The sequence below is a fragment of the Marivita sp. genome (assembly GCF_022763305.1).
GTDB lineage: Bacteria > Pseudomonadota > Alphaproteobacteria > Rhodobacterales > Rhodobacteraceae > Marivita.
Map to the genome: position 1 here is coordinate 1 of NZ_JALEGT010000006.1, position 10,105 is coordinate 10,105.

Consider the following 10,105-nt stretch of genomic DNA (forward strand, 5'->3'; position numbering starts at 1 on the left):
CCGAAACTTCGGCTTGGAACTCACGTTGTCGCTCAGGCCAGGTGCTCTTGATGTAGACGAGGATAGCCGCGATCTCTGCGTCTGTCAGATCCTCTCCAAAGGCCGGCATGTCGCTCTCGTATCCTTGCACGACGGCCCCGACCCCGCCTTTAGTGATCTGAAAAAGCATGCGGTCTGAATGGTGCCAGGTGTGGCCTGTGTCATCATGCGGCGGGGCCGGCATTATTCCCGTGTCAAGACGACGACGCCAATCGGGCTGACCCTCGAGGTTGGCACCATGGCAACTGCCGCAGTTGTCCGCATAAAGCTGTTGCCCTGCCGTGACCTCGGATGCAAGCACGGGTTCTCCCAAAAACGTCAGTCCCTCGACACGCGGGTCCATCGGTTCCGATTGGGCCAACACCACGAGGCCGGTGGTCGCGAGCGCGGACACTAGGGCAGCGAGGTGCACTGACCGCCTGACAGTACACTTCGCCGATCGATCTTTCGGCCCTTTATTCATCGGCATAGATTGAAATTCCCTCTGGGCCAAAGGAGTAGGTCCTTAGCGTGCCTGTCTTGGCCGCAGACATCCCGGGTGCGTTCGCGGGCATTCCCGGCAAGGTGATACCCGTTATCGCCGGACGGGTTTCGAGCAGCCGCTCGATGATGTCGACGGGGACGAGACCGCTGACATAGTAGCCGTCGATCTCGGCCAAGTGGCAGCCGATGCCCTGGGCGGGCACACCGACTTCGACCGAGCGTTTGTCGAAGTCGCGGTCATCCACACGCGTTACGGTAAAGCCGTGTTCTTCGAGATAATCCCCATAGGCATCACAGCAGCCGCAGCCCGGATCGCGCCAGATGGTGATCTGCCTTTCGCTGCCCGCCAGACCGGGTGCCACATCGCCTGTCGCTTGCGCCCAGGCCGATGTGGTCAGGCCCACCATTCCGACAATGCCGCTGCCAATCAGACCAAGCGCGTTTCTTCTCTGCATCATTTTCTCCATCATAGTTCTCCATCATAGTTCTCCTGTTTCGATCCAGGTTGCGCCGCCGTCACGGCTGATTTTCAAGATGCCGCCCAACAGGGCAGCGATGTAGGTCTCGTCTCTTGGATGAACCGCAACGGCGGTCGCAGCTTTGCTGGCCCGCTTTTGCCAGATGACTCCGCCGTCCTGCGATGCCCAGAGGCCCGAAGGCAGCGCGGCATACATCACTTCCGGCGCCGAGGGGGCACTGGCCAGCGACAGGATCGGTTGACCGCCTGGCAATGGCGCTTCGGACGGTGGGGCTTCACCCGCAACCAATGCGTCCATCGCGTTGCCTGGCTGCACGTCCTGCCAGCGACAAAAGCAATCGGGCACCCGCGTTAGGCCAACCTCGGTGCCCGCATAGATCCAGATACCGCCCATGCCGGTTTCAAGCTCGACCGAAGCCAGAGCAAGAGGTTCGAGCTCTGCGTCGTCGAGCCAGGGGCGGTCCATGGCGAGCGACCAAGTTGCACCGGCGTCCTCGCTCTTCCACAATCCGTCGCCGCGAACCGAGGCATAGATCATGTCCGAGTTCCGCGAGGCGATGGCAACGGCATTGATCTCTCCGTCAGGCAGCCCAGCGTCGCTGACGCGCCACGAAGCGCCCCCATCTTCGGAAATGCTGACACCGCCCACGGCGAGCCCCGCAACCACACGGCCGGGCCGGTCGCGATGGGTCGCCAGCGACAGCACGTTCCCCGGTGTCTCTGCCGCAGTCCAAGTCCGGCCGTCATCGTCACTGACGAGCAGCCCTCGACTCGCCAGCAGAATGGTATCGCCATCAAAGGCAAGTGCCGCTGGATCACCATCGCTCGCCGCGAGTGCGAACCCCGGCAACATCGAAGCGACGCCGATACTGAGTGCCGCGGTGAGTACCTTGCGCCGGTTTGGCCGACATCCAATCTCAATCGACTTCAATCTGCATGCTCCTCTGCTCATGCGACGCGGATCACGCCCATCATCCCGGCCGCCTGGTGCTCGAGGATGTGGCAATGGAACATCCAGTCTCCGGGATTGTCGGCGACCAGGGCGATTTCGACCTGCTCGCGCGGCGCGATCAGCACGGTGTCCTGCCATTCACGGAATTCGGTCGGCACGCCATCGCGGCTGATGACGCGGAAGGAGTGGCCGTGCAGGTGGATCGGATGGTCGAAGGCAGTGGCGTTCGTCATTTGGAGGATATGGCTCGCGTCGCGCTCCAATGTCAGGAAGGGATCGAGCATGTGCCCTTCGGCCGCGACGCCATTGACGAACCACATGCCGCCACCCACAACGCCACTCATCATTCCGCCCATCATGTTGCCTGACTGGCTCAGGCCCATCTGGCGCTCGACCATGGCGCCCATCATGCCCCCGGTGAACAAGATTTCGTGACGACGGGCTGCGTTCAGATCAGGTTCGATCAGCGGATTGGCTGGAAGGGCAATTTCCCATTCCGGCGGCGTGGCACGCAGGGGCGTTTCGTCAAAGACGACATCCAGCAGGTTGAATTCATTATCGCGATAGGCGCGGTCGACGATTTGAAGCGTGGTTCCCGGGTCGGCAGGGCAATCGAGCATTATGTCGGCACGCATCGCCGGGCCCAGAACCACGACACCGTCAGGCGCGGCGTGCGGGGTGATCGGCTGGCCGTCGAGCGCGATGATGCGCGCGGAAAGGTCGCCGAAGTCGAGCGCGAAGATGCGGGCGTTGGCGGCATTGATCAGCCGCAGCCGGATGCGTTCACCCTGCCGCACCGCGAAGACATCGGGAACACGCCCATTGATCGTGACAGTATTGCCCAGACGGCCCGCATGGCTCATGTCCATGGCTGCGCCGAAGTCATCCGCGATCGATGCGTCCTGCGTCAGCCGCCAATCGTCAAGCAGCCAGGTGACATCGCGGTCGACCTGCGGCGGGTTGGGTTCGTCGATGATGAGCGGTCCGGCCAGCCCGCGTCCGACCTGCTCGAAACTGCGCTGGTGCGGGTGATACCAGAAGGTCCCGGCATCGATCGCGTCGAACTCGTAGGTGAAGGTTTCTCCGGGTGCGATCGGCTTCTGCGTCAGGTGTGGAACCCCGTCCATCGCGATCGGCAGACGAAGTCCGTGCCAATGGACCGTGGTTTCCTCGTCCAGAGCGTTTGTGACGGCGATGCGCAGCCGATCGCCTTGCCGAACCCGTAGCTCCGGGCCGGGAACCTGGCCGTTGAAGCCCCAAACGGGGGTTGCGGGATAAGGTTCTGGGACCAACCTTGCCTGTCCCGGCGCGGGGCGCAGCGAAAAGCTGCGGATTTGCGGCTCGGCGCGCAGAGGCTTTCCGAAAGCCGTGGCGCCGATACCCGCCAAGGATGTTGCAAGAAAAGATCGGCGACTGAAACGGGAACTGATTTGGTAGGACATGGATAAACACTCTCTGATTTCACTGTACGCCGCCAAAGCAATTGCTCAGCGACGTTCATGGCCCCGCGCAAACGCCCTTTTAGGGGCGTCTGGCACGGGGAAACACACCAAGCGCAATCAAGCGCCGCGTGTCAGATCAGAGGTAGACTCGAGGAGGTTGTTTGGCCGGGGGGCCGGATATTCCGTGCCGGACGTCCATTGGCTGGATTTCATGGGCCGCGGCGGCAGCGATCGGGCTGGTACCAGCCGGAATCGAAAGAAGAGCGGCCATTCCCGCGGCATTGCACACAAAATCACAGACGGAACCCATCTTACCGACTTCCAAGCTGCCGCAGGCGTCGCAATCTTCCATCGCCATCATGCCGCCGTCCGTGGAGACCATTGACGAGGCCATGGCAATTGAGCCCGCAGACTGCGCGACCGCGCCGATGGCAAAAACCACCAGCGAGAGAATGCAGATAAGGCGCGCCCAACGTCTCATGATCTTGATCTACTACCCGCGCGATCCGAATGCCAGCGGCACAAAATCACGTTTCTTGGAACATCCAAAGATTGGCTCGTTCAAATTTTCGGACAACCGACTTGTTGCAGCGGCAACCACCTGCCTATGACCGCTGGGCAAACGCCGCGAACAGGGCAAGCGTGCGCTCGCTGACATGATGCTCGATCCCTTCCGCGTCGCGTTCAGCCGTCTCGGGGTCGAGCCCGAGGCTCAGGAGAAACCGCAAGACGATCTCGTGGCGGTGCCTGCATTCCTTGGCAAGCGCCCGGCCTTCCTCGGTCAGAAAGACCGAACGGTATTTCGCGCGAGTGATCAGGCCGTCCCGCGCCAGACGGCCAAGGGTTTTGGCGACCGTCGGCGCGGTAACGCCCATCCGGGCCGCGATATCGACCGGTCGGGCCTCGCCGTTCTCGTGGATGAGTTCGGCGATCAGTTCGACATAATCTTCCGCCACTTCGCTGCGCCGCGCTTCGCGCACACCGATGAAGGCCTCGGCGCGGGATTCGACCGCACGTGCCTCTGCCTCGGTTGATTCAAGGTTCTCATCATCCGTCATTCCTTCACCTTCGCACGATCAGGATTGACTCGTAAAGCCTGAGCGATGATTATTAGCCTATGCTAACTTTTTGCGCCGGGACTTTGACCTGCGTGTCATCTGAAGGGACCACGTCCATGCCTGTCGATACCAGCAAGCGAGGGCGCGAGGTGTCGTCCGCCGTGGAGACATCGCTGCCCACAGCGCCACCTAGCGTCGTCACGGAGCCAGTTTCGGCGTCGCGACGCGCGCTGTTGGTCGGCGGTCTGGTGGCTGCCGGCGGAGCGGCCGTGGCCGCGAGCCGCGCGCAATCCCAGGCAACGCCCGACCCGATGGCGGGGCATGCTATGCCCGGCGGGGCGGTCGATCCGTATTCGGCCCATGACAGTGGCATGGCGCATGGCAACATGACGATGGTCGGCCAGGTGGATCACGCGGGGAACGGCTTTAACCCGACGGCCATGCTGACCGACTGGGAGGTCGGCCGGACCGAGATCATGCCGGATGGTCGCACCTTGCGCACCTTTGAGGTCGAAGCCATCGACATGGAAATCGAGATTGCTCCCGGCGTGTTCTTCCCCGCCTGGACGTTCAACGGTCGCGTGCCCGGCCCCGCCCTGCGCGCAAAGGAGGGCGAACGGCTACGGATCGTCTTTCGCAACCTCGGTTCACATCCCCATTCCATGCATTTTCACGGCATTCACTCGGCGCGAATGGACGGCGTTCAAGGCGCCGGGCTGATCGATCCGGGCGAGGAGTTCGTCTATGAGTTCGATGCCAAGCCCTTCGGCTGTCATCTCTATCACTGCCACGCGCTGCCGCTGAAACGGCACATGCATAAGGGCATGTACGGACTTTTCGTGGTCGACCCTGATCCGGCGCGCCACCCCGAATTTGCGGCAATCGCCGCGTCGCGCGTGCTGGGCAGCCCGGAAAACGCCGAATGGCAGGAACTGGCGATGGTGATGAACGGCTTTGACACCAATTTCGATGGTGAGAACGAGGTCTATGCCGTAAACACGGTCGGCCAAGCTTACATGAACGCGCCGATCCCGATCGACAAGTCGCGCCCGGTCCGTATCTACCTCATGAATGCGACCGAGTTCGATCCGATCAACTCGTTCCACCTGCACGGGAATTTCTTCGACTACTACGACACCGGCACCCAGCTCACGCCGACCCTGCGCACGGTCGACGTGATCATGCAGTGCCAGGCGCAGCGCGGCATTCTCGAGTTCAGTTTCGCCGACCATGAAGACGGGTTGTACATGTTCCATGCCCATCAGGCCGAGTTCACCGAACTAGGCTGGATGGGCTTTTTCGACGTGCGGGAGGCCGGAGCATGACCGATCAGACCGAACACAGCCGCCCGCCAATGACCCGTCTGCTTCTCGTCCTCGTGCCGCTGGCCGTCATGCTGGGTGCCTTTGTCTGGATCGCCTCGCTCGATCCCTTGCGCGGCTTCAACAACGGCGCCCCCCCGGTCGAGGCGCTGACCGTCGAACGGACGATCCTCGATGGGTCGGGGATATCGCTCAGGGTGCGCGCCGGCGGATCGGAAGCGATGGTGGTCGCGCAGGTTGCCGTGGATGATGCATACTGGACCTTCACGCAGGAACCGGCGGGGCCGATTGCCCGAGGCGATGCGGTCTGGCTGCGCATTCCCTATCCGTGGGTCCTTGGCGAGGCCCATCATGTCAATCTGCTGACGAACACAGGCGCGACCTTTGGGCACGAGATCGCGGTTGCAGTTTCGACGCCAAGTCCCACCTGGGGGCAACTTCGGCTCCAGGCGGTGATCGGGGCGATCGTCGGCCTATTGCCGGTGGCGCTTGGCCTGATGTTCTATCCGGCCATGAAGGGCGTCGGGCGAAGCGGGATGAACTTTCTGCTCGCGCTGACGGTTGGGTTGCTGGCCTTCCTGCTGATCGACACCATATCCGAGGCACTGGAGCTATCGGCAGAAGCGGCCGCGATATTCCAAGGTTCTGCCATGGTCTGGCTGGCGGCGCTTACAAGCTTTCTTCTATTGATGGCTATCGGGCGCTGGCGCGGCAATCCGGAAGGCATCGCGCTTGCGTTCTACATTGCCCTCGGGATCGGACTTCACAACTTCGGCGAAGGGCTGGCAATCGGCGGCGCATTCGCCGCCGGGTCGGCGGGGCTTGGAACTTTCCTCGTCCTAGGCTTTGCCTTGCACAATGTCACCGAGGGCATCGGCATCGCCGCCCCGATGCTTCGTGCCCGGCCAACGCTTTGGACGTTTGTCGCCCTGACCCTGCTCGCCGGTAGCCCGGCCATCCTCGGAATGTGGGCGGGTAGCCTTGCCTATGCGCCGCAATGGTCGGCACTGGCACTCGCCGTCGGAGCGGGTGCGATCCTGCAAGTCATGGTCGAGGTCAGCGCCTACCTTGTACGTCAAAACGCCGACAGGCAGGCGGCGCTGATGTCACCAGCCGTACTGGTCGGGTTTCTGGGCGGCATCGCCTTCATGTACGCGACGGCGGCATTGATCAAGATCTGAGCGGTGATCGGCTGTTTCGGCCTCATGGGGCGGTCGCCCAGCTCTATAAACTGACCCCGTCTGTCCACTGGGAGATCGCAATTTTCGTGCCCCAGTTTGTGCGCCCAAGAGACTTATTCTTTCGTGCTTTCGAAATAAAGAGTTTGAGGCTAGAGCGACTAGAGGATCCCACAGATAGGTGAAAACACTGCAAATCCATCTGACTACTATTGCTGAGCCGCACGTCGAAATCGACTGTCTCATATTTTTGGTCTGTCACGATTCTGGTCCTCCGTTGAACAATCAACAGATGTTACGCACCAAAACGAGTGCTTCTTTAGAGGTGTTTCATGGCATCGCCCGCCACATGCGGAAACGCACCTGTTCGGTCACCTCGCGGATTAGACCTTGCGCTTCCATCCAAGCAAGGTTGCGCTGGACGGCGGCGCGGCTGGCACCGGTCAGGGTCTCGGCCATTGGAGCGGAGACGACGGGCCATTCGGTCAGCACCGCGCGCAATGCAGGTGGTGTCTTGCCAGAGAGCGGTGCCATCATGTTGTCCGCCCGCGCTGACCATGCCTGGATATCGTCGAGGTGCCGCATCGCGGTCAGGCATGCTGTTTCCATTCCCTCGAGCCAACGCTGCATGCGCTCGGCAGGTGGGCCACTGGCGCGCAGCCCCCCTGCCCCGCGCATAGCCAGAGGCGCAAAGATGGCCCCCCCATTCGAATTCGCGCCTTCGCTGGCGGCAATGCGTGCGGCGGTAACCGCCGCTTCCATACGGTCGCCCTGTTGCCCGAGGCCCGCAAGGCTCCAGAGGTGAAACCCCATGCAGGCGCGCGTGATCGGGTGCAGGTCGGCGGCTTGCGCCATCAGGTCAAGCCAAACGCCTGCGCGATCTGCAAAGGGCTCGGCTTCATCCGCCATGTTTTCAGGGTCACGGCGATCGAGGAAAGCGGATAGGTCCACCTCTGGGCCGGGACCGCCTGTAAGGCGCCGCACCGCCCATCCGACACGCGCGAGCGCTGCGGTGTCGTCCTGCACCCCGGACAAGCGCATGGATATCCAGAGTGCCAGCCGATCCGGGCCAATTCGGTCGCCCACAAACCAGCTGAGGTCTGCCGCCTCCATCAGCGCGAGCCTGTGCCGCCAGCCCTCCGGGCCACGCCGCAAACGATCATCCAGCGCGCCAATCCGGCCAGCCACACGGGCGAGACGGGCGGCACTGCCCGCCTCGGCGCGTCGCCACTCGTCGAGGACTGCGGTTTCACGCGGCTTTGCCTTTGGCCCGGGCAGCAGATAATCCGGCTCCACTTCCATCGGACCGGGAAGGAACCACAGGTCGTCCTCGGACGTCTCTTCAATCCCCTCCGCATCAACTAGAGGACCGTCCAATTTACTATACTGCGTAGGTACTTGAGGCTTCATATGTGCAAAATATGGCGCTTTTGCATTTTACCAAAGTGTTTTGTTAGGGTGCGCCTGCACACCCTATATAGCACGCGCGCGCGGTGGTCTGCGATATCTCTCTGATCGCGCTCAGCATATGAAAACCAAGGGGTTTTTGATTTGCAGCACCACAAAGAGCGCCCTTGCCTCTGTTTACAAACGGTCGATTGGTGACGTGATCCGCATTTGCAAAAAGCCAGAGAAAGGGAAGCCCGGGTGCCGGGCTTGAAAGGATAGAGAGAGTCTCTTCCGGGTCCGGCATGACAAGGATCCTGACCATGGCCAAGACGCGTTCGAAACCCACCACCTCAAAGAAGACCGAAGCCGCCGGATCGGCAACGCCTGACGGCGCCGCCAACATCCGGATGATCCCGCTCGACCAGCTGGAGCCGAGTCCTCTCAACGTCCGCAAGGTCGCCGCGAGCGCCAGCGATGACGCCGAACTCCTCGCCAGCATCCGCGAGACCGGCATCAAACAGAACCTGGTGGTGCATGCGCTGTCTGAGACACGTTTTGCTGTCGATGCGGGTGGGCGCCGCCTCAAAGCGCTAAAGCAACTCGCCGAAGACGGCGCCATCCCTAAGGATCACCCAGTCCCCTGCCTCGTCGAGGATGAGCACAACGCTATCCTCACCTCCGCCACCGAAAACCTCCAGCGCGCGGCGATGCATCCCGCCGACCAGTTCGAGGCGTTTGACAACTTGATCGGCGAGGGCCGCAGCGAAGACGAGATCGCGCTGAAGTTCGGCGTATCTGTCGACCTGGTGCGCCGCCGCCTCAAACTCGCCCGTGTCGCGCCCGAGATCATCGAGCAGTTCCGCGCGGGCGACCTGACCCTCGAATGCGTGATGGCCTTCACGCTGACCGACGATCATGATCGCCAACTGGCTGTCTGGAACGCGGTGAAGGGCGGCTATCACATCCACCCGCAAAGCATCAAACGCCAGCTCACCGAGACCGCGCATTCGGCGAACTCTGCCCTCGGGCGTTTTGTCGGCATCGAGGCCTATGAGGGGGCGGGCGGCATTCTGCTCCGCGACCTCTTCGATGATCGTGCCAGCGCCCATATGGAAAATCCCGAACTCCTGGAGCGCCTCGCCATCGAAAAGCTGCAGACAGCGGCCAAGACTTTTGAGGGGACGTGGAAATGGGTCGAGGTGCATCTCTCGGTGGATTACGGCGCGTTTCGCAGTTTCGGGCGGGTTTATCCGCAGGATATTGAGCCGGATCCGGAACTGCTCGCCGAGGAGGAACGTCTCACCGCGCGGGAGGAAGAACTGGCGGCACAGAATGACGGTCAGGACTGGACCGACGCGGAGACCGAAGAATATTACGCCATCGAGCCGCGCCTGCGTGAGATCGAGGTCCTTCAGCGCGATCGGCAACCTTACGCAAACGAAGATCGCGCTATCGCTGGTGTCGTTCTGACCATCGGTCATGATGGGGCACTGCGCGTCGAGAAAGGACTCGTGCGACCGGAGGATATTCCCGCTGCGCCCGAACCTGACGAGACCACCGCAGATGCGGATGGCGCCCCCTCCCCTGCCCGCCCACAGGTGACGCCGCCGACCTCCTCCACGCCGGTGCCAACCTCCGACCCTGCCGCGACATTGCGCAAGGCGGATGGGATTTCGGCGAGCCTCGCCGACGATCTGCGCGCGACGCGTCAGCATATCCTTCGGGCGCATCTGGCGGCGGATTTCGAGGTGGCGTTCGATGCGA

The 10,105-nt window shown here is 62.1% G+C and carries 10 protein-coding genes; 4 read left to right on the forward strand and 6 right to left on the reverse strand.

The features are described from left to right. The 4 genes from MRY75_RS00465 to MRY75_RS00480 form a co-directional block, all read right to left on the reverse strand. A partial coding sequence (locus tag MRY75_RS00465) for a cytochrome c (RefSeq protein WP_292305178.1) occupies positions 1 to 382 on the reverse strand: 382 nt, incomplete at its 3' end. Between the two features lie 112 nt (positions 383 to 494). After that, positions 495 to 989: a DUF411 domain-containing protein gene (locus MRY75_RS00470; RefSeq protein ID WP_292305179.1), complete on the reverse strand. Its 495-nt coding sequence runs from the start codon at positions 987 to 989 to the stop codon at positions 495 to 497. 12 nt (positions 990 to 1,001) lie between these two features. After that, positions 1,002 to 1,931 (reverse strand): exo-alpha-sialidase, encoded by a 930-nt coding sequence (locus MRY75_RS00475; protein WP_292305180.1) that lies wholly within the window; start codon positions 1,929 to 1,931, stop codon positions 1,002 to 1,004. Between the two features lie 17 nt (positions 1,932 to 1,948). After that, positions 1,949 to 3,340 (reverse strand): multicopper oxidase family protein, encoded by a 1,392-nt coding sequence (locus MRY75_RS00480; protein ID WP_292305181.1) that lies wholly within the window; start codon positions 3,338 to 3,340, stop codon positions 1,949 to 1,951. Positions 3,341 to 3,555: 215 nt separating this feature from the next. Here MRY75_RS00480 and MRY75_RS00485 point away from each other — a divergent pair, with 215 nt between their 5' ends. Beyond that, the gene (locus MRY75_RS00485; RefSeq protein ID WP_292305182.1) at positions 3,556 to 4,005 is read left to right on the forward strand and encodes a hypothetical protein; all 450 of its coding nucleotides are present in this window, start codon (positions 3,556 to 3,558) and stop codon (positions 4,003 to 4,005) included. Here MRY75_RS00485 and mntR read toward each other — a convergent pair. Beyond that, positions 4,000 to 4,452, reverse strand: coding sequence for a manganese-binding transcriptional regulator MntR (mntR, locus tag MRY75_RS00490; protein WP_009573580.1), 453 nt, complete (start codon positions 4,450 to 4,452; stop codon positions 4,000 to 4,002). The genes MRY75_RS00485 and mntR overlap by 6 nt on opposite strands. A 116-nt stretch (positions 4,453 to 4,568) precedes the next feature. On the opposite strand from mntR, the gene MRY75_RS00495 reads away from it, so the two are divergent. Next, positions 4,569 to 5,777, forward strand: a complete 1,209-nt coding sequence (locus MRY75_RS00495; protein ID WP_292305183.1) for a multicopper oxidase domain-containing protein — start codon at positions 4,569 to 4,571, stop codon at positions 5,775 to 5,777. Beyond that, complete coding sequence (locus MRY75_RS00500) at positions 5,774 to 6,955, forward strand: ZIP family metal transporter (protein ID WP_292305184.1); 1,182 nt, start codon at positions 5,774 to 5,776, stop codon at positions 6,953 to 6,955. Before MRY75_RS00495 ends, MRY75_RS00500 begins: the two co-directional genes overlap by 4 nt. Positions 6,956 to 7,282: 327 nt before the next feature. On the opposite strand, the gene MRY75_RS00505 is transcribed toward MRY75_RS00500, so the two are convergent. Continuing rightward, positions 7,283 to 8,362, reverse strand: coding sequence for a hypothetical protein (locus MRY75_RS00505; RefSeq protein ID WP_292305185.1), 1,080 nt, complete (start codon positions 8,360 to 8,362; stop codon positions 7,283 to 7,285). A 299-nt stretch (positions 8,363 to 8,661) separates the two neighbouring features. Here MRY75_RS00505 and MRY75_RS00510 point away from each other — a divergent pair. Then, positions 8,662 to 10,105: ParB N-terminal domain-containing protein (locus tag MRY75_RS00510; protein WP_366934892.1), on the forward strand; the 1,444-nt coding region annotated here is incomplete at its 3' end.

Excerpts from the sequence above, each read along its gene's own strand:
- MRY75_RS00500 (WP_292305184.1), top strand. The coding sequence starts at position 5,774 with ATGACCGATCAGACCGAACACAGCCGCCCGCCAATGACCCGTCTGCTT.
- MRY75_RS00495 (WP_292305183.1), top strand. The coding sequence starts at position 4,569 with ATGCCTGTCGATACCAGCAAGCGAGGGCGCGAGGTGTCGTCCGCCGTG.
- MRY75_RS00470 (WP_292305179.1), bottom strand. The coding sequence starts at position 989 with ATGGAGAAAATGATGCAGAGAAGAAACGCGCTTGGTCTGATTGGCAGC.
- MRY75_RS00505 (WP_292305185.1), bottom strand. The coding sequence starts at position 8,362 with ATGAAGCCTCAAGTACCTACGCAGTATAGTAAATTGGACGGTCCTCTA.
- mntR (WP_009573580.1), bottom strand. The coding sequence starts at position 4,452 with ATGACGGATGATGAGAACCTTGAATCAACCGAGGCAGAGGCACGTGCG.